We start from the raw sequence: 18,199 nt of genomic DNA on the forward strand, positions 1-18,199 counted from the left end.
TTGGCGCTCGTCGCTTACGGTCGAGCTGAGGAGCCCATCTTCGACCGAACGGAGCCGTCGTGCCGGACACCGAGCGCAGCGAGACGAAGCCGCAGGACGCGCAACCGGACGCTGAACAGGACGCGCAGGAGGACGCTGACGGCGGCGCCGCCAAGCAGGAGGACGACCAGGAGCAGGTGCACATCGACGTCGACGCCGACGGCGACTACGGCCAGGACGACCAGAGCTACGTCGACCGCGACAGCCTCGATTTCGACGTCGACAAGGGCATGTACAACGGCACCGCGGTCGACGGCACCAGCTCGATCCCCGGCCCGCACGAGCGGCAGGACGACGTGGAGGCCGAGGGCGAGGGCGCTAACGACGACGGCGACGGCGACGGCGACGGCGATGGCGACGGCGACGGCGACGGCGACGGCGAGTCCGACGGCGACGACTGACCGCATCACGCACAACCTGCCGCTGGTGCGGGCTATCGCACAGCGAGTGGTCGTGCTGGACGGCGAGGTCGTCGAGGCCGGGCCGACCGGCCAGGTGCTCGGCCACCCGGCCGCGGACCACGCCCGGCGGCTGCTCGCCGACGCCCCGCGGCTCGAGGCTGGCGGCGGTCGGGGGTGACCGATCCGGCTCACCGCGGCCTCGTGTGCGCGCACCGCGGCGCCAGCCTGACGCTGAAGGACAACTCGATCGAGGCGTTCACCGCGGCGATCGCCGCCGGCTGCGACGTGCTCGAGACCGACGTCCGGATGGGCCGGCACGGCCGGCTGGTGCTCGCGCACGACCTGGCGGACCTCGACGATCCGGACGTCGTCGAGCTGGCCGCCCTGCTCGAGCTGGCCGCCGGCCGCGTCGGGCTGGATCTCGAGATCATGGAGTCCGGCCTGGGGCGGCCGCTGCTCGACGCCGTCGACGGGTTCGACCAATGGCTGATCGTGACGTCGGAGTTCCCGCAGGTGCTGGTCGAGCTGCGTCGGCTGTCGAAGGGAATCGACACCGGGCTGGTCGCGGTGGCGCCGTTCGACGGCGATCCGCTGGCCGCGGCGGCCGGCTGCGGCGCCTCGGTGACACTCGTCGAGGACGAGCTCGCGACGCCGGAGCTGCTGCGCCGCGCGGGCGAGGCGCAGCTGCCATTTTGGGTGTGGACGGTGAACGACGCCGAGCGCCTCGCGCGGCTGTTCGCCCAGTCCGCCGTCACCGGAGTGATCACGGATGATCCCGCACTCGCCGTCGCCGTGCGCGCCTCAAGTTCCCCGACCGATCACGTTTTCCGGTCCCGGGGACGCGGCTGAGCGTCCGCAGCGTCTCGGCGACCGGAAAACGTGATCGTCGAGGTGGACGGGCCGGGCTCAGCACGTCGGTAGCGTTCTCTGGCCCGCTATTGCGCTCTACGTATACGGGCCTAGAAAGCGCTATCCGATTGGCGACCTTCGAGCGCTCGATCCGCCTCGGCGCGATCGCCGGCGCGGGCCGCAGAATCTCGTCACGCGGTAAGACGGCCTAGGCCGGCGGCGCTTCGGCGACGAGGTCGCGCAGGTACGCGGCGAAGCCGTGCGGGGCGCGGCCGACCAGCCGTGCGCTCGTGCGCACCATCAGGTCGCCGCTGCGCTGGACGCGGACGCCGGCGGCCGCCTCGGCACGCCGCACCAGGTCGACGTCCTCGCCGTGGGTCAGCGAGCTCCACCCGCCGATGCGCGAATACGTGCTCGCGCGGATGCCGAGATTCGCGCCGTGCACGTGCGGATGGCCGTCGTCGGATCGGTGGGCGGCGAGCCATGCGCGGCGGGCCGCCGGGCTGAGCCCGGGACGCGGCCGCACGGTGCCCAGCACGAGGTCGGCGCCGGTGTCCGCGTGCGCGACCATCCGGGTCAGCCAGTCGATCGGCACCCGGCAGTCCGCGTCCGTGCTCGCCAGCCAGTGCGCCTCGGCCGGGACGGTCGCGCTTCCGGCGCCCGCGCGGTTCTGCGCGGTCAGCCCAGTCAGCCCGGTCAGCGCGTGTTGCGCGCCGGCGCGCCGGGCGCCCCCGACGCAGCCGAGCACCCCGGCGAGGACGTCCACACCGGGCGTCCGCGCCACGATCGCCGCGGTGGCGTCGCGGCAGTCGTCCAGCACCACGACGACGCGCACCCGCAGGTCCGGGCGCGCGCCGGTCAGGTGCGCCGCGGCCGCGAGCACCGACCGCAGGCACCCGGCGATCTCTGCCTCCTCGTTCCTGGCGGGGATGACGACCGACACCGCGGCGATCATGCGACGATCCCGCCTTCGGCCGCGACCGAGCGTCCGGTTCGGCTCCAGACCCGGAGCAGGAAGTCGGCCTCGACGTGGTCGACCACCGTCGCGAGCCGCCGGTCGAACACCTGGTGCACGGCCTCGGCGGTGTGCGGATGATCGGTCGCTGGCCGGCGCCAGTGGCAGCCGAGCACCACGCCGTCGGCCGACAGCCCGGCGAGGACGCGGTCGGCGAGCAGGTCGAGGTCGCGGCAGTAGTAGCCGACCTCGCTGAGCAGGACGAGGTCGAACTCACCGCTCGGCCAGTGCGCCGGGATCTGGCCGAGTTCGACGCGCGCGCCGTCCGCGTCGGCGATACGCCGCCGGGCCAGCTCGAGGGCCCGCTCGCTCACGTCCCAGCCGAGCACCTCGTCGCAGCGCTCGGCCAGCCGAGCCGTCAGCAGACCGGTCGCGCAGCCGGGCTCGAAGGCTCGCCGGAATCGGCGGCGCGGCAGCGCCGCCAGCGTCACCTCGCGCTTGCGCTGCTCGTAGAAGCGCTCCTGCAACCGCCACGGGTCGTCGTCGCCGGCGTAGAGCGCGTCGAAGTAGCCGGCGTCGGCCGCGTCGAGCGGCTCGGCGACCACGAAGACCTCGCGATCGCGGTCGAAGTGGGCGAGCAGCGGCGCCGGCAGGATCGCCTCGTCGCCCGGCAACGGGGACAGCGGCGAGTGCTGCGACACGTGTTGCTCAATCGCGGCGCGCTTGGCGCGCAGATCGTCCTCGGCGAGCGCGAGCCCGCGCAGCCGACCGAGGGGCAACTCGTCGCGGCCGGGGCTCGCCCAGTGCCAGAACCAGATCGGGTACTGCCAGTGCCGCGCGCCGTGCCGCTCGGCGACGTGGGCTGCGGCTGCGCCGACCGCGTCGTGGTCGGGATGCCGGTCGCCGAACCACGGGCTCACCAGATGGCTCGCGCCGGCGGCAAGGTCGTCGAGCCGCGCCCGCAGCGCGCCGCGCGCCGCGTCGAGACCGCCGTCCGGCAGGCCGAGGAAGCTCAGCTGCGCACGCGGCGCGAGCAGCGCGACCGCGGCGGTCACCTCGCGGCGCCTGATCGCGGCGAGCTCCGCCGGACGGTGGGTGGTCGAGCGCGGATGCGACGCCTCGCCGTCCGTCGCGACGACGACGGCGACGTCCACCCCGCGCCGCGCGCACGAGGCGAGCAGTCCACCGGCGCCGAGCGTCTCGTCGTCGGGGTGCGCGGCGAGCACGACGACGCGGTCGCCGGCGGACGGCGCGGCGAGCTCGGCAGCGGCGTCGACGAGCGCGTCCCAGGCGCGTGCCGGGGTGCCGGGCGCCAGGTGGTCATAGGGGCGCGTCATTCGCTCGCGGCAAGCACGGCGCGACCGAGCGCGGCCAGATCGCGCTCGCCGTGATGCTGACGCAGGTACAGCGTGAGGTCTGCGACCCGCGCGGCGTGCGCCGCGTCGAAGGCCAACGGCGCGGGCCCCAGCGCGTGGCCGGCGTGCCGCAGCACCTGCTCGGCGGCGGACGCCACGACCGCGCGGGTGCGCAGCGCGAGCATCGCCGGATCGGCGACGGCGCTTGAGTCGATGGCGTGCGCGGCGCTGGTCAGGGCCGCGGCCGACGCGTGGAGCGCGGCGTCGACCGCCCCGACGTGCATGGCGCCGATGTCGTCGCCGTCGCGGCGGCGCGGGGCGCGGGTCAGGGTGTCGGCGACGCCGCGGGCGCCGCCGTGCCAGCAGGCTGCCACGCCGATGCCGCCCCAGGCGAAGCCGGCTCGCCGCAGGTACCAGCCTGGATTGCCGACGGGGGTGGCCGGCGTCCCGGCGAAGTGCACCGAACCGCTCGGGACAGCGCGCAGCCCGCGGGCCACCCAGCCGTGCGGCGGGTCGGCGCGCACGTCGTCGCGCCGCAGGTCGACCGCGAACAGCCCTCGTTGCTCGCCGATGTGCGCGGTGACCAGGGCCGCGTCGAGCACACCGCCGAGCGAGCACCACGGCTTCTCGCCGGTGAGCGAGACGGTGTCGCCGGGGCCGGGGCCGGGGCCGGGGCCGGGGCCGGCGCTGGTCTGCTCGGCTGGGGCGGCGGTCAACCGGGTGCCGGCCGCCTCTGCGGCGAACACCCCCCATGTCTTGCCCGAGTCCAGCGGAGCGCCGCTCTCCGCGATGATCGCGAGCGCGTCGGTGTGCGCTTCGAAGACTCGGGCGGTGGTGAGGTCGGCGCGGCCCAACGCGGCGAGGACGGCGAACCGCTCAGCCGTCCGGCCGCCGCCGGGCAGCGCGAGGCGGGCGCCGTGCTCGGCGCAGAGCTTCAGCACGTCGTCGACGTCGCTCTCGTGACCGTTGTCCTCGCCACGGCCAGCCCGGGCGTACGCCGCGTCGATCAACGGAGCCGCCCACGATGGGAGGCGGGCGAGGACCGGATCTTGCGAGGGCACCTGCGCTCCGGACAGCCGTGGGAAGGCGATTGGTTTCACCCGCTACCCGACAGTAGCCCGACCGTCTGGAAGTTGTCCTCGCTTGGTCGGGTGGGAGGCCGACGACGCGCGGACGACTTCGCCAGCAGACGTCGTTGCTAGCGTCGACGTCGTTCGGGCCCAAGCGCATCGTGCGGTCGGGCCCGAACACCGGTGAACCCGTCGACGCACTCGATCGGGATTTGCACCTCGAGCACGTCGCACACTCCGCCGAGGACCTCGCCGATCCGCGCGATCGGCGGGTAGCGGCGCCGCTCGGCCGCGATCAGCTCCGGGACGTAGTCGGCCAACCAGAACCGGTCCAGCGCGTCGCCGTCGAAGGTCAGCACGACGACCGGTCCGCGTGCCACGCGACGCAGCTCGCGCAACCCCTGCACGGTGTCGGTCCACTGATGGATCGTCACGGTGGCCATCGCCGCCGAAGGCTCGACCGCGACCACCTCGCGGTCGACCGGCTCATATGAGCCGGCGCCCGCCCCGACGTTGATCACCGTGCGCGCGTCGCCGAGGCGTTGTGCACCAGGGCGGCGATGCGCGGGTCCGTGCGGCGCAGCTAACCGTACGTCTGACCGTTGGCCTCGTAGTCGAAGTCGCCCGCGGGCCGCTCGCGGGTCACGCCGGCGCCCCGGGGATCACGGCCACAGCACCCGGCGGGAAGCTCGGTCGTCGCCCCGCGCCGTGTCGTCGAACATGGCGACGGACCGCGGCGGTCAATATTGAAGTCGGTCGAAGATGGCGCAGTGATACGCCTACTCCGGTGGCGAGGCAACCCGCTCGGCCAACTGCTTGACCAACTGGTGGAAGGCGTCGTGGCGCCGCTGACCGGCCGTCCGACCGGAGCCTGACATCGAAGCCAGCGCGTCGGCATCGGCGAGCAGCAGATCGGCCTCGAGCCGCATGAGGGCCCGTACCGCAGGCGGACCGACCGGCCCGCCCATCTGCGCCATGCCGCCGTCCTCGGGATACACCTCGAGTTCCTGCAGAGCTTCGACCAGATCGGCGACTGTCTCCCCGCCGATGAGTGTGACCACTTGTCGTCATGCTCGGAGCGCAGGAGAGGCACCGACAAACGTTGTCCTGCAGGAGCGCGGGATCAGTGGTGCGGCTGTGCACCGCGTTCGGCGTGCTGGGCCTTCTTCACTCCGCGGATCAACAAGATCGCGAGCGGCACCGAGCCGAGAACGGCGATCGCCAGGTTGAAGCGGTAACGGTTGGCGGCCGCGTTCGCCCACAGAATCATCGCGATAGCGAGGAAGACGCCGACGGTCAGCAACGGCAGCGTCGCGCGCCGGCGCCAGGCACGCGTCGCGTTCCACGCCGCGACGGTCCGGCTGGCTCGCGGCTCGCCCGGACCGGGCATCGGACGGCGCGTCGCACCGGCATCGACCTCGCCCGAGTCGATGTCGTGGTCCGTCGGATCGACAGGCTCTGCACGATCGTCAGCAGCGAGGCGCGCGCTCTCGGACGGAGGTTCCGAAGTGCTGCTCATGGGGCGAGTGTCCTGTCGCGGAGTGGCGATCGCGAGTGTGCTGACAACTATTCGTGAGCGCACTCGACACCGGATCCGTCGCTGCATCAACTGACCGCGACTCATCGAGGCGCTTGGCGCCTCGCGGGTCCGGTCGGCGATCTTCGCCGCCTCGTAGGCCTGGCGTTCATGCCTACCAGAAACGAGATCAGCTGGGCATGTCGGCGAAGCGGCTGTAGCGGCCCTGGAAGGCGACGGCCACCGTGGCGGTCGGGCCGTTGCGGTGCTTGGCGATGATCAGGTCCGCCTCGCCGGCGCGCTCGGTCTCCGGCTCGTACAGGTCGGGCCGATGGACGAGCAGCACGAGGTCGGAGTCCTGCTCGATCGAGTTGTGCACCATGACGCCGTCGGCGAGGAAGTTGTGCTCGCCCGGCACCGTCGCGTCGAAGACTGGCTGCTCGCCGAGCGGGTCGATGCCGACGACCTCGTCCCAGAACACGTCGTTGGTCGCCAGCATGTCCAGCTCGGCGTCGTCGAGCACGTCGGCGACCCGGGCGAGACGAGCCCGGCCGGGGGAGTGCTGCGCCAGCGTGCCGCCGCCGGATTGCGTGGACGTCGTCGCCGCAAACTCGGGGTGTGTAACCCGTTGCCCGTGCAGGACAGCGCGGACGCGCTCCCAAACCCCGTGCGGGACCGTGTCGAGATTCGTGTCGGCGCGGCCGGACACGATCGGCAACGCGCGCTCGACGATCGCGCCGCGAGCGCCATGCACGCCGACGTCGCGTAGGAAGATCGTCTGCTGATCGCTGCCGACGACGTGCACGTGATAGCTGTCGCGGCAGCCGGCCTTCTTCGTCGTCGTGATCCGCGCGGTGACGCCGACCCGGGTGAGCAGGCGCGCGACGTCGTCGGCGAGCCGGCGGCTGGTGGACGCGTAGTACACGCGCACCACTTCGGCGGCGCTGACGTCCACACCGCCGTCCGCGGCCCACAGCTGCCGCAGGAACGAGCGGAGCTGGTGGTCGGGCAGCCCGAACACGCCGGCCGGAATGAACTTCTCATGGCTGCGCAGCCCGAACAGCCCGAGTCCGTCGAGCCAGGCGGCATCCGTCGAGGGGTGGTTCGACACGTCGGAGCCGGCGCCGAGCAAGTGGGCGAGCAGCACGATCTCATGGTCGGGCCACGCGACGGCGTCGCGCGCCTCGGGCGCTTGCCGGGCGATGGCGACCCGGTTGCCGACGGCGAGATCTCCGAGATCGCGCCAGCCGTCGTAGGTGTAGAACGGGTGGTTCGCCGTCGCGTCCACGGTGCGGCCGGAGGCGAGGCGCAGCCGGTAGACCGGCTTGACGCCTGTCGGGAAGACGTGCGTCATGATCCGCGGGACCATCCGCAGCCGGCCGTCGAGCGCCCAGACGACGATGTTGCGCTCGCCGCGGGCGTACAGGTCGCCGATGGCCTCTTCGGCGCCGGTGTCCGCACGCCACACGCGCGTCGCTGCCGGCAGGCATCCGGACTCGCGCAGGTCGGACAGCAACGGTTTCTTGTCGGTGCGCTGCTCGGGGCCGCGGTTGAGCTGGGACAGCGCGACCACCGGCACGTCGAGCTCTTTGGCCAGCAGCTTCATCGACCGGCTGAACTCGCTGACCTCTTGCTGCCGGGATTCGACCCGCTTGCCGCTGGTCATCAGCTGCAGATAGTCGATGACGATCAGCTGCAGATCGTGCCGCTGCCGCAGCCGCCGAGCCTTCGCCCGGATCTCCATCATCGTCAGGTTGGGCGAGTCGTCGATGAACAGCGGCGCCTCGGCCAGCTCGGAGGATCGACGGGCCAGCCGCGTCCAGTCCTGGTCGTTCATGTGGCCCGAGCGCATGTTCTGCAGCGCGACCCCCGCCTCCGCGGAGAACAGCCGCATCATGATCTCCAGCTTGCCCATCTCGAGAGAGAAGATGGCCGTCGGCTTCTGGTGCTTCACCGCCGCCGACCGCGCGAAGTCCAAGGCGAGCGTCGAGTTGTGCGTCGGCACCATCGCGCGGCTGGCGAGGTACATGTGGTCGGCGTTGTCGACCTGGACGCAGCGGACCGGAACCGAGGGCACCGGGCGGGCGTCGACGATGTGCCGGCTGCGAGTTTCCGCGCGCAGCAGGTCGACCTGGCGTTCGGCTTTCCGGTCCAGGCCGAACACCCGGTCGGCGGGCGTGAACGTCACGGTCCACGTTGTCGAGGTGGCGGCCGACCGGCCAGCCACTCGCTTGGCCCGCATCGCGGCGCGATAACCGAGGCTGACGACGAGTTCGAAGACGTCCTCGGCGAGACGGCGGTTCGGCACGCCGAACTCCACGCAACCGCTGCGCGTCGCGTGCCCGTCGGTGTCGAGCAGGCCCGCGAGCAGAGCCCGCCGTTGCGCTGCGCTCGCGCGCAGGTACTCGGCAGGGATGTGCTTGTCCTCCGCGGCGCTCGTCGCGTCGCTGAGCCAGGCGCCCAAGGTGTACGGCGGGACGAGCAGGTCGGCGTCCGGCAGCTCGAGCGGGGCCGCGCATGCGACTGCGTGGTTGGGCCGGCCGTCGGCCGTTGGGCAGCGCAGCGTGCGGGCGATCTCGACGGTCGTCACCACGGCGGGTGCTGGGCTGGCACCGGGCCCGACCGGTGCGGCGACGCGCTCGGCGACAGCCACACTCGATTCGCGCCGCGAATACACCGGGGTGTGCCACAGGGCCGGCGAGGGCGGCGGTCGGCGGCGGCTCGCGCGGGTCGTCGTGAGCCATTGATGCTCTGCGTCGGCGGTGATGACCGTGCCGTCGGAGAACTCGAGCTCGAAGCAAGGACGGCCGTTCAGCACGTCGGTGGCGGCGACGACCTGGGTCGGGCGGCCGTCGGCGCCGAGCAACAGCTCGCCGACCTGCACCTCGCCCATCGTGGTCCAGCCGGTCGGCGTCGGCAGGGGCGTGTCCAGCGCCAGCGCCTTGCCGCTGCCCGGCCGGCCGGCGACGGTGATCATCTGCCCCGGGTGCAGGCCGTTGGTGATCTCGTCCAGCTGCTGGAAGCCGGTCGGGACGCCGAGCCCCACGCCACCGGAGGCGGAGATCCGCTCGATCTCGTCAAGCGTGCCCTCCAGCAGCGTGCCGATGTGGACGTAGTCCTCCGACGTGCGGCGCTCGGTGACCTCATAGACCTCCGCCTGCGCGCGGTCGACGACGTCGTCGACGCTGCCCAGCACGTCGTTCGAGCCGGACGACGCGTCATAGCCCCACTGCACGATGCGGGTGCCGGCGATGACGAGGCGACGCAGCGTGGCGCGGTCGGCCACGATCGCCGCGTAGTACCCGGCGTTCGCCGCCGTCGGCACGCCGGAGATGAGCGTGTGCAAATACGGCGCGCCGCCGATGCGGGCGAGTTGCCCGGCGCGGGTCAGCTCGGCGGAGACGGTGACGGCGTCCGCCGGCTCGCCGCGCGCGTAGAGGTCGAGGACGGCGTCGTAGACGAGCTGGTGCGCCGGACGGTAGAAGTCGCCGGGCTTGATCACCTCGACGACGTCGGCGATCGCGTCCTTGGACAGCATCATCGCGCCGAGCACGGACTGTTCGGCCTCGACCGCTTGCGGCGGTGTTCGGTCGAAGTCGCGCCCGGCACTCGGCGCTGGGCGCGGCGCGGCCGACCCCTCGTCAATCAGCGTCATCGACGCCGCCCTCCCCGCGGATACCTGCTAATCGCACGCATCCACAATTACCGAAAGGGTCTGACAGAACCGGATCAGGCAAGGCGGGGGCGGCCTGTCCGACGCTAGGGGCAGCGGCCCCGGTCACCAAGCCGTCCTGTTGACGGCGGTGTGCGCAAGCTGTGGGAATCGCCGCCCGGCCTGTAGACACAGGTGTGGGCGAGGCTGTGGATTTCAGCCGCCGGCCGCTTTCGGGGCCGCTGGGTCCGGGCGGTGACCACCTCGGACGCTGTGGACGGCAAACCCGACGCCGGGCGTGTTGGTCGGGCCCTGCCGCGAGTTGTCCTCGCCGAAGCGGGCTGGCGGCCGCGACGGCGAGGACAACGTGGCGAAGGGGCGAACCGGGGTCAGACCGCCTGGACGGTGACCGGCACCGACGCCACGACGTCGGGGTGCAGATCGACGGTGACGGTATGCGCGCCGACCGTCTTGATCGCGCCGTCGATCTGGATGCGCTTGCGGTCCAGCACGGGACCGCCGGCGTCCTTCACCGCGGAGGCGACGTCGCCTGCGGTGATCGAGCCGAACAAACGGCCGTCCTTTCCGGCGCGCGCGCCGAGCGAGACGGACAGCTTCTCCAGGTCGGCCTTGATCTCCTTGGCGTGGCCTAGGTCGCGGATCTCGCGGGCGTCGCGCGCCCGCTTGATCTGCGCGATCTGCTTCTCCGCGCCCTTCGTCCAAGCGATTGCGGCGCCCCGCGGGACGAGGAAGTTGCGGCCATAGCCGTCGGCGACCTCCACGATGTCGCCGGCGAGCCCGAGCCCGGCAACCTCGCGAGTCAGAATGAGCTTCATGAGATCCTCCCGGCTCAGCGCGCGGTCGAGGTGTAGGGCAGCAGCGCCATCTCGCGCGCGTTCTTGATCGCCTTGGCGATCTGCCGCTGCTGCTGGGCGCTGACGCCGGTGACCCGACGAGCGCGGATCTTGCCGCGGTCGGAGATGAACTTGCGCAGCAGCGCGGTGTCCTTGTAGTCGATGTAGCTGATCTTCGCCGCGGTCAGCGGGTTGGACTTCTTCTTCGGCTTGCGCAGTGGTGGCTTGGGCATGTGTCTGGCTCCGTGATCATGAAGAGGAATGGATCTTGATACTCAGCCGGCGCGATGACGCGCCCTCGGCATCAAGATCGCGAGGAAGATGGGTTAGAAGGGCGGTTCGTCGGAGAGGCCGCCGGACGCGGGCGGCGCAGAACCCCACGGATCGTCGTTGCCGCCGCCGGAGGGGCCGCCGCCGGACGGGCCGGCGTCCGAGCCGCCAGATCCGCCGAAGCCGCCGCCGGAGGACCCGCGCTGGGTGCGGTTCACCTTCGCGGTCGCGTATTTCAGCGACGGGCCGACTTCCTCGACCTCGAGTTCGACGACGGTGCGCTTCTCACCCTCGCGGGTTTCATAGCTGCGCTGCTTGAGCCGGCCCTGGGCGACGACCCGCATGCCCCGCTGGAGCGACTCGGCCACGTTCTCGGCCGCCTGCCGCCAAATCGAGCAGCGGAGGAACAGCGCCTCGCCGTCCTTCCACTCATTCGAGTTGCGGTCGAACTGCCGCGGCGTGGACGCGATCGTGAAGGACGCGACGGCCGCACCCGACGGAGTGAAACGCAGTTCCGGGTCTGCGGTGAGGTTGCCGACGACGGTGATGACGGTTTCGCCTGCCATCGTCCTTACCGCTCGTCCGGGCGCAGGACCTTGGTCCGCAGCACCGACTCGTTGAGGTTCAGCTGCCGGTCGAGTTCCTGGACGGCGGCCGGGTTGGCCTGCAGGTCGACGACGGCGTAGATGCCCTCGGCGTGCTTGTCGATCTCGTATGCCATCCGGCGGCGGCCCCAGACGTCGACCTTCTCGACGGTGCCGCCGTCCTTCTTCACCACCGAGAGGAAGGCGTCGAGCGACGGGGCGATTGTCCGCTCTTCGAGGGTGGGGTCGAGGATGACCATGACTTCGTAATGGCGCATGGGAGAGCGCGTCCTCCTGTGGACTGTCGGCCGCGGACGGTCCGCGGCAGGAGGCGTCCGACCCTGCGGCCCGCGCACGGTGATGAGCGCCAGCCGGCTCCGCAGCACCCTTGCCGGCCGCGAATCAGACGTCGAACTCGTCCAGGCTACCGGGCGGGCGGCCGCTGCTCCCAATCGGCGAACGCCTGTGGACGGCCGCCGCCAACGGGCAAGCCCGCAGCCAGCGTCAGGAGGCGTTGCGGCGAAGCAGGAACAGCCGCGCGTACGTCGCCCCGACCAGCGCGAGGGCGATCACTGCGATGATCGCGAGGAGCACGGGCAGTTCGGCCGTCGGCGTCTTGTTCGCGGCGAGGTCCACGGTGTTGGACTGGCCGTTCGCCCCCGATCCGGCCGCGTTGGTGGCGCCGCTGTTCGCAGCGCCGCCGGTGGCCGGGCCGAGTGACAGCGCGTTGTAGCCGGTGTTGGCCGAGCCGGCGCCGGGGAGCGCGGCGTAGTGGTTGGCGCCGGCGCCGCCGGTCGTGCCGCCATATTCGACGTTGCCGTCGCCGTTCGGGACGACCCTGGCCGGCACCGGCAGCGCGCCGGTGCCGCCGGTCAGCGGCAGGCCGCCGGAGTTGCCGCCGGTCGAGCCGGTTCCACCCTTCGCCCCGCCGGTCGGGATGTTGACCTTCGGCAGATTCGCGTTCGGCACGTTCAGGTTGGGGACGCTGACCGGCACGGTCGGGATGTTGACGCCGGGCACCGACACCTTCGGCAGCTTGCCGACGACCGGGACGCTGGGCGCGACGTTCACTTTGGGCAGCTGGATGGAGATGCCGCCGGACACCTTCTTCGCGACCACGATCGTGGCGACGTACTGGTTGGAGGCGTTTAGTTTGACGCCGGCCTGCTTGGCCTGATTGCCCTTGAGGTCGATGTTGACGGGGGGGTTCGAGATCTTCTGGCCGAGCAGATTAATGCTCGTGGTGACCTTCTGCGCTTCGTACGTGAACGAGTATGTACCGGCCTTGCTGAACTTGAAGGTCTTCGAGCCGGAGTCGGTCAGGGTGACCGGCTTGCTGGAACCGCCGGGGAAGTGCGAGAAGTCCGCCTTGACCTGGAACTTGACGGTGCCGAGCAGCGTGTTCAGCAGACCGCCGGCGCCGACCTTGCTGAGTTCGTCCTTGACCTTCTGTGTGGGCGCCGCCGAGGCGGTGAACTTGATCGAGTCGCCGGGGTGGACCCCGAGCTGGGAGCCGCCAGCCGGGTTGTTGCCGTCGACCGGGCCGGTGAGGGAGAGCTGAGCGTTGTCGGTGGTCGCGGCGGAGGCTGCGTTCGGCGCGATCAGCAGCAGGGCCAGCAGCGCGACGAGAAGCCCGGCAAAGCCGGCCAATCGGGGGCGAGGCCCGCTCGTCGTCGAGCCCAGTGCATGCCGACCGGCCATGGTTCCCTCATCCATTCCCCGCACGTCCGTCGTTGGACGAGACATCATGTCTAGTTTATCCAAGCTCTGCGGGACTAAACGATTCGCGGCAGCTCAGGTTACGGGCGGCCCCGAGGCCCGAGGCTCCCGCCGTAGGGTGGCCGGATGGCGGTGATCGGGGCGCACGTCGACTCCGCCGACCCGCTCGCCGCGGCCGAGGCGAGCGGCGCCGCGGCCGTGCAGTTCTTCCTCGCCGATCCGCAGGGCTGGAAGAAACCGGTCGAGCACGAGCACGCCGACGCGATCCGCGCGACCGATCTGACGGTCTACGTCCACGCGCCCTACATCGTCAACGTCGCCAGCACGAACAACCGCATCCGCATCCCCAGCCGCAAAATCCTGGACCAGCACGCCGCAGCCGCTGCCGGCATCGGCGCGAAGGCGCTCATCGTGCACGGCGGGCACGTGACGGCGAAGGACGATCCGGGCGTCGGTGTCGACAACTGGCGCAAGACCTTCGAGCGAGCGGGCGAGACCGGCGGATTTCCGCTGCCGATCCTGATCGAGAACACGGCCGGCGGCGACAACGCGATGGCGCGCCGCTTCGACCGGCTCGCGATGCTCTGGGACGTGATCGGCGACTACGGCCCGGGCTTCGTCCTCGACACCTGCCACGCCCACGCCGGCGGCGAGGACCTCGTTGACATCGCCGACCGGGTCAAGGCGATCACCGGGCGCATCGACCTCGTGCACGCCAACGACAGCCGCGACGCGTTCGACTCCGGCGCCGACCGGCACGCCAACCTCGGCGCCGGCCAGATCGACGCCGCGGTCATCGCCGAAATCTGCCGCGCCGCCGGCAGCGACGTCATCGTCGAGACGCCGGGCGGCCCGGCCGGCCAGGGCGCCGACATCGCCTACCTGCGATCCGCGCTGACCTGAACCTCGGGCCCCACCTGCGTTGCCGCCCAGCGGCTTCCGGCGGATCCGCCGGAAGCAGCCGACCATCCGCCTAGCGCGTCGGGGGCGCCGTCGAAAACGCCGCCACCCGGGTCGTCGACGCCGTCGAGGCGGACGACGTCGAGCTCCGGATGCCACATCTCGCGCACCACCAGCCCGGCCAGGGCGAGCAGCAGCCCGTCGCGGACCAGCAGCGCCAGCGCCAGCCAGCCGTAGGCGACGCCGTGCGGCGGCACGCTCACCCCGAGCAGAAGGGTCAGCGTCAGCATCCACACGGCAATCTCGCTGAACTGCCAGATCAGGTTCAATCGCCAGCGCGGCCGGGCGAGGGCCAGCAGCGGAACCAGCCAGAGCGAGTACTGCGGGCTCCACACCTTGGTGGTCAGCAGGAAGGCGAGCACGCACAGGAAAGCCAGCTGCGCCAGCCGAGGCCGGATCGGCGCGGCCAGTCCCAGATAGCCGACGAACAGCAGCGCGGCGAGCAGCGCGATGGCGACGGCCACGCTCGGCGGCTGCCAATACGGTGCGTCGGAGTCGTTGAACGAGCTGACGGCCAGGGTGCGGCCGATGGCCCACAACGTCGAACGCTCGGTCGGCCGGTCGATGCTAAAGGTGTAGAACGTGGCCCAGCCGTGCCGGTACGCGATCGCTATTGGCAGGTTCACGGCGAGCCACACGCCGAGCGTGGCGGCGGTCGTCCACGCCGCCTCGCCGAGCTTGCGCGTGCGGATGGCGAGAATGCCGATCGCGACCAGCAGGAACACCGGATAGAGCTTCGCCGCGGTCCCGAGCCCGATCATCGCCCCGGCCAGCACCGGTCGCCGCGCTGCCCACGCCCACATCGCGGCCGACGTGAACGCCATCGCCAGCAGGTCCCAGTTGGAAAACGCGTGGAACACGAGCAGCGGGGACAGCGCGAAGATCGCGGCGTCCCAGGGGCGCCGGCGTTGCGCCTGCGCCGTTGCCGCGGTCACCACCAGGCCGCAGGCGGCGAGGATCAGCGCGGTCAGCGCGCCGAAGGTCACCAGCTCGTTCGCGCTCGACGTCAGTGCGTGCACGCCGCGGGTCAGGTCCGCCGTCACGAACATCACCGCGCCGGTCAGCACCGGGTACTCCACGCTCGTGTCGCGGTAGGGCACCGCGCCGACGTCGAGCCGCTCGTCCGACCAGAGCGGGACGACGTCGGAATAGCAGAAGTGGGTGTACTGCTTGTTGCCGGTCCAGTCGCCGTTCGCGCACGGCGACTTCTGCACGAAGCCGAGCACCAGGGTGGCAAGCGTCAGCGCCATCAGCCAGCGCAGCGGCGTCCACCACGAGTAGCGCGCCACGCCGGCGTGCCGGCCCCATGCGCCGCCGAGCGCCCGCGCCGCGCGCCACGCGGTCGGGTCGGCGCGGCTGGGCAGCGGGGCCGGACGGGTCACCGGGGCCGGGCGGGTCACCGCGCCATCCTGGCATGTGGCGTCGCCCGTCCCCGGCGGTGCGCGCGCGGCGTAGCGAGGGCGCGCGCGGCGTAGCGAGAGCGCGTCAGGGCGTCAGCAGGGTTGCAGAACCGTCGGGGTGCACGTGGCCGCGGTGGTCGTCGGCGGCGGAGGCGGCGGCGGCGAGTAGGTGGTCCTCGGCGCGCTGCTGGTGGCGGGCGGCGTCGGGAAGCCGGTGGTGATCGAGAACGTCGGTTTCGGCTTCGCCGACGACGTCGCCGGCGTCGACGACGTCGTTCGCGTCTTCGTTGGGGACGGGGTGTTCTTCGGCGTCGAGCCGTCGGCGGAGATCAGCTGCTTGCTCGGCATCTTCTCGTGCTTGGCGCCGTGCAGATACGTGTCCATGAACAGCTGCCAGGTCTTGCCAGGCAGCTCCGAACCGTAGAGCGGCTTGCCGCTCGCGTCGAAGATCGGCTCGTGTTTGCCGGTGCCGACCCACACGGCGGCGCTCACCTGTGGCGTGAAGCCGACCATCCAGGCGTCGGAGTTGTCGGTGGTCTTGGGCCCGATGCCCTCGGTGCCGGTCTTGGCGGCGGACTTGCGGCCGTTCGCGAGCGGGACCCCGGAGTACGCGGCGATCGGCTCGAGCGTGAGGGTGACGTCGTTGGCGACCTTCGCGTCGATCGCCCGGGTCGCCTTGGCGGCGTGCCGGTAGACGATCGAGCCGTCCGACCCGACGGCCTGCTGCACCAGGTAGGCGACGTTGCGCATGCCGTCGTTGGCGAGCGTCGCGTAGCCGACGGCCTGGTCGAGCGGGGTGACGGGGTAGTCGCCGATGCCGATGCCGAAGTTGGTCGTGCCGTCGCTGTCGGCGAGGGTTTTGTGCCCGGCGCTGTCGGTGGCGCCGACGCCCATGGCGTGGGCGGTCGTGGCGACTTCGTCCGGCCCGGCGTCCAGCGCCAGCAGGTCGAACGTGGTGTTCAAGGAGTACTTCATCGCGAGCGCCAGCTTGATCTTCGACCGGCTCACCGACTTGTCACCCGGGTCGTTGCAGATCTTCGTGCCGTCAATCAGTCGGCAGTAGCTGCCGTCCACGTCGCTGTTGATGGCGAAGTGGTCGGCGCCGGTCTTCTGCTGCAGCGTCTGGGCCAGCACGGTCGCCAGCGTGTAGGGCTTGAACGACGAGCCCGGCGGGTTGGCGTTCACCCCGGCCCAGTCGTTGAAGTCGACCTTGCCGTCGTAGCCCGGCACGCCCGGGCCGGATCCGCCGTAGTAGGCGATGACGCCGCCGGTCGCGGGGTTCACCGCGACAAGCGAGTTCTTCAGGTTGCGCTGCTTCTTCGTCAGATTTTTGAACGTCGTCTTGATCGCGCTCACCGCGGCGGCCTGCGCCTTGCGGTCGATGGTCGTGCGGATCGTGAGCCCGCGCTGGTTGACCTCGTCGGCGGAGATGCCGTGCTGCGCCAGCTCGGCCAGCACGCGCTGCACCAGCAGGTACTTCCAGCCGCTGGTGCCGAGCCCGGTGCCGCGTGGCGGCTTCGTCACGGGGAAGGCCAGCTTCGCCTCGTCCGCCGCGCTGAGATGGCCGGTGGTGACCATACCGTCGAGTACGTATTTCCACCGCTGCTCGCTCACCGTGCGGTTGCCCGCCGCCGGGTCGTAGTAGGCGGGCGCGCGCAGCAGGCCGGCGAGCAAGGCGCTTTGCGCAACCGTCAGCTTCTCGACATTCTCGCCGAAGTACGCCTGCGCCGCCGCCTGGATGCCGTACGCGCCCCGGCCGAAGTAGACGGTGTTCAGGTAGAACTCGAGGATCTGGTCCTTGCTGTACTCGCGAGCCAGCTTGACCGCGATCATCAACTCCTTGAGCTTGCGGGTGATCGTCTGCTCGTTGTTCAGGTAGGCGTTCTTGACGTACTGCTGGGTGATCCCGGAGCCGCCCTGGGTGTCGCCGCCGGTCAGGTCCGTCCAGGCCGCGCGCATCGTGCCGGTGATCGACACGCCCGGTTCGCTGTAGAAGTTGCGATCCTCGGCGGCGAGCACCGCCCAGCGTGTGTTGGCCGGCACCTGGGTCAGCGCGACCACCTTGCGGTCGACCGACCCGATCCGGGCGATCGTCGACCCGTCCGAGTACTGGATGGTGGCCACCTGCGGCAGCGGCAGCGACTCGGGGCGCGGCACGTCGGCGACGGTGAAGTACAAGATGATCGTCGTCACCAGCAACGCGGCCAACGCGCCGAGCAGCCAGGTCCCGCTGATCATGGCGCGGCGACCGACCCGCCGCCTGCGCGACATCGCGGCGAGGCGCTGCTTCTTCGCCCGCCGCTTGCGCCGCCGGCGGCGCAGGTAGCGCGCCGCGAGGCCGTCGCCCGCCGGTTCCGCACGTTCCGCCGCGCCGCCCGGGTGCGCCGCGCCTGCCGGGTGGGCCGCGCCGCCCGGGTGCGCCGCGCCGGCAGGATCAGCCGGTCCGCCGCCTGGCGGGCCTATGGGCGTGGGCCGCGGCCGCGGCGCCGGCCGGTCGCCGGGATCCCCGGTCCCCTGCCCCTCGTCCATCCGGGCGAGGCTACTGGTCGGTTCTGAGGATCAAGCGCCCCGTCCG

General features: G+C 71.5%; 18 protein-coding genes. 4 read left to right on the forward strand and 14 right to left on the reverse strand.

Annotation, left to right across the window (positions count from 1 at the left end):
* The first annotated feature begins 59 nt into the window (after positions 1-59).
* The 3 genes from ACFFBG_RS09645 to ACFFBG_RS09655 are packed head-to-tail and all read left to right on the forward strand — an operon-like array spanning position 60 to position 1,289.
* A complete protein-coding gene (locus ACFFBG_RS09645) occupies positions 60-440 on the forward strand; it encodes a hypothetical protein (RefSeq protein WP_375478031.1) in 381 nt (126 codons plus the stop codon).
* 25 nt (positions 441-465) lie between these two features.
* On the forward strand, positions 466-618 hold the full coding sequence (locus ACFFBG_RS09650; RefSeq protein ID WP_375478033.1) for a hypothetical protein: 153 nt from the start codon (positions 466-468) through the stop codon (positions 616-618).
* Complete coding sequence (locus ACFFBG_RS09655; RefSeq protein ID WP_375478035.1) at positions 615-1,289, forward strand: glycerophosphodiester phosphodiesterase; 675 nt, start codon at positions 615-617, stop codon at positions 1,287-1,289. The genes ACFFBG_RS09650 and ACFFBG_RS09655 overlap by 4 nt, the downstream gene beginning before the upstream one ends.
* A gap of 208 nt (positions 1,290-1,497) precedes the next feature.
* Here the strand turns inward: ACFFBG_RS09655 and ACFFBG_RS09660 are convergent, their stop codons facing one another.
* From ACFFBG_RS09660 to ACFFBG_RS09715, 12 genes are all read right to left on the reverse strand, one after another.
* On the reverse strand, positions 1,498-2,244 hold the full coding sequence (locus tag ACFFBG_RS09660; protein ID WP_375478037.1) for a glycosyltransferase: 747 nt from the start codon (positions 2,242-2,244) through the stop codon (positions 1,498-1,500).
* Entirely contained in the window at positions 2,241-3,581 is a 1,341-nt protein-coding gene (locus ACFFBG_RS09665) for a PIG-L family deacetylase (RefSeq protein ID WP_375478039.1), read from the reverse strand. The genes ACFFBG_RS09660 and ACFFBG_RS09665 overlap by 4 nt, the downstream gene beginning before the upstream one ends.
* Positions 3,578-4,699, reverse strand: coding sequence for an acyl-CoA dehydrogenase (locus ACFFBG_RS09670; protein WP_375478041.1), 1,122 nt, complete (start codon positions 4,697-4,699; stop codon positions 3,578-3,580). Before ACFFBG_RS09670 ends, ACFFBG_RS09665 begins: the two co-directional genes overlap by 4 nt.
* A gap of 98 nt (positions 4,700-4,797) precedes the next feature.
* Positions 4,798-5,190 carry a hypothetical protein gene (locus tag ACFFBG_RS09675; protein ID WP_375478043.1) on the reverse strand — a complete coding sequence of 131 codons (393 nt, stop codon included), beginning with the start codon at positions 5,188-5,190 and terminating at the stop codon, positions 4,798-4,800.
* 258 nt (positions 5,191-5,448) lie between these two features.
* Positions 5,449-5,730 (reverse strand): hypothetical protein, encoded by a 282-nt coding sequence (locus ACFFBG_RS09680; RefSeq protein WP_375478045.1) that lies wholly within the window; start codon positions 5,728-5,730, stop codon positions 5,449-5,451.
* A 62-nt stretch (positions 5,731-5,792) separates the two neighbouring features.
* Positions 5,793-6,059 (reverse strand): hypothetical protein, encoded by a 267-nt coding sequence (locus ACFFBG_RS09685; protein WP_375478047.1) that lies wholly within the window; start codon positions 6,057-6,059, stop codon positions 5,793-5,795.
* Between the two features lie 316 nt (positions 6,060-6,375).
* Entirely contained in the window at positions 6,376-9,840 is a 3,465-nt protein-coding gene (dnaB, locus tag ACFFBG_RS09690) for a replicative DNA helicase (protein WP_375478049.1), read from the reverse strand.
* Between the two features lie 386 nt (positions 9,841-10,226).
* Complete coding sequence (rplI, locus tag ACFFBG_RS09695) at positions 10,227-10,673, reverse strand: 50S ribosomal protein L9 (RefSeq protein WP_375478051.1); 447 nt, start codon at positions 10,671-10,673, stop codon at positions 10,227-10,229.
* Between the two features lie 14 nt (positions 10,674-10,687).
* The gene (gene rpsR, locus ACFFBG_RS09700; RefSeq protein ID WP_375478053.1) at positions 10,688-10,924 is read right to left on the reverse strand and encodes a 30S ribosomal protein S18; all 237 of its coding nucleotides are present in this window, start codon (positions 10,922-10,924) and stop codon (positions 10,688-10,690) included.
* Positions 10,925-11,017: 93 nt separating this feature from the next.
* The gene (locus tag ACFFBG_RS09705; RefSeq protein WP_375478055.1) at positions 11,018-11,527 is read right to left on the reverse strand and encodes a single-stranded DNA-binding protein; all 510 of its coding nucleotides are present in this window, start codon (positions 11,525-11,527) and stop codon (positions 11,018-11,020) included.
* A 5-nt stretch (positions 11,528-11,532) separates the two neighbouring features.
* Positions 11,533-11,823: a 30S ribosomal protein S6 gene (gene rpsF / locus ACFFBG_RS09710; RefSeq protein ID WP_375478057.1), complete on the reverse strand. Its 291-nt coding sequence runs from the start codon at positions 11,821-11,823 to the stop codon at positions 11,533-11,535.
* Positions 11,824-12,049: 226 nt separating this feature from the next.
* Positions 12,050-13,261, reverse strand: coding sequence for a hypothetical protein (locus ACFFBG_RS09715; protein WP_375478059.1), 1,212 nt, complete (start codon positions 13,259-13,261; stop codon positions 12,050-12,052).
* Positions 13,262-13,390: 129 nt separating this feature from the next.
* Between ACFFBG_RS09715 and ACFFBG_RS09720 the strand changes: the two genes are divergently transcribed.
* Positions 13,391-14,167: a deoxyribonuclease IV gene (locus ACFFBG_RS09720; protein ID WP_375478061.1), complete on the forward strand. Its 777-nt coding sequence runs from the start codon at positions 13,391-13,393 to the stop codon at positions 14,165-14,167.
* On the opposite strand, the gene ACFFBG_RS09725 is transcribed toward ACFFBG_RS09720, so the two are convergent.
* Together ACFFBG_RS09725 and ACFFBG_RS09730 are read right to left on the reverse strand one after the other, a co-directional pair.
* Positions 14,143-15,624: a glycosyltransferase family 87 protein gene (locus tag ACFFBG_RS09725; RefSeq protein ID WP_375478063.1), complete on the reverse strand. Its 1,482-nt coding sequence runs from the start codon at positions 15,622-15,624 to the stop codon at positions 14,143-14,145. The two genes, ACFFBG_RS09720 and ACFFBG_RS09725, sit on opposite strands and share 25 nt — an antisense overlap.
* A 93-nt stretch (positions 15,625-15,717) precedes the next feature.
* Positions 15,718-18,153 (reverse strand): transglycosylase domain-containing protein, encoded by a 2,436-nt coding sequence (locus ACFFBG_RS09730; RefSeq protein WP_375478065.1) that lies wholly within the window; start codon positions 18,151-18,153, stop codon positions 15,718-15,720.
* Positions 18,154-18,199: the final 46 nt, after the last annotated feature.

It is taken from the genome of uncultured Jatrophihabitans sp., from assembly GCF_964251945.1.
In the GTDB taxonomy this organism is placed as follows: Bacteria; Actinomycetota; Actinomycetes; order Mycobacteriales; family Jatrophihabitantaceae; genus Jatrophihabitans.

Coding starts and splice junctions, on each gene's coding strand:
- ACFFBG_RS09660 (WP_375478037.1), bottom strand. CDS start 2,244: ATGATCGCCGCGGTGTCGGTCGTCATCCCCGCCAGGAACGAGGAGGCA.
- dnaB (WP_375478049.1), bottom strand. CDS start 9,840: ATGACGCTGATTGACGAGGGGTCGGCCGCGCCGCGCCCAGCGCCGAGT.
- rplI (WP_375478051.1), bottom strand. CDS start 10,673: ATGAAGCTCATTCTGACTCGCGAGGTTGCCGGGCTCGGGCTCGCCGGC.
- ACFFBG_RS09685 (WP_375478047.1), bottom strand. CDS start 6,059: ATGCCCGGTCCGGGCGAGCCGCGAGCCAGCCGGACCGTCGCGGCGTGG.
- ACFFBG_RS09730 (WP_375478065.1), bottom strand. CDS start 18,153: ATGGACGAGGGGCAGGGGACCGGGGATCCCGGCGACCGGCCGGCGCCG.
- rpsR (WP_375478053.1), bottom strand. CDS start 10,924: ATGCCCAAGCCACCACTGCGCAAGCCGAAGAAGAAGTCCAACCCGCTG.
- ACFFBG_RS09705 (WP_375478055.1), bottom strand. CDS start 11,527: ATGGCAGGCGAAACCGTCATCACCGTCGTCGGCAACCTCACCGCAGAC.
- ACFFBG_RS09720 (WP_375478061.1), top strand. CDS start 13,391: ATGGCGGTGATCGGGGCGCACGTCGACTCCGCCGACCCGCTCGCCGCG.
- rpsF (WP_375478057.1), bottom strand. CDS start 11,823: ATGCGCCATTACGAAGTCATGGTCATCCTCGACCCCACCCTCGAAGAG.
- ACFFBG_RS09665 (WP_375478039.1), bottom strand. CDS start 3,581: ATGACGCGCCCCTATGACCACCTGGCGCCCGGCACCCCGGCACGCGCC.
- ACFFBG_RS09715 (WP_375478059.1), bottom strand. CDS start 13,261: ATGGATGAGGGAACCATGGCCGGTCGGCATGCACTGGGCTCGACGACG.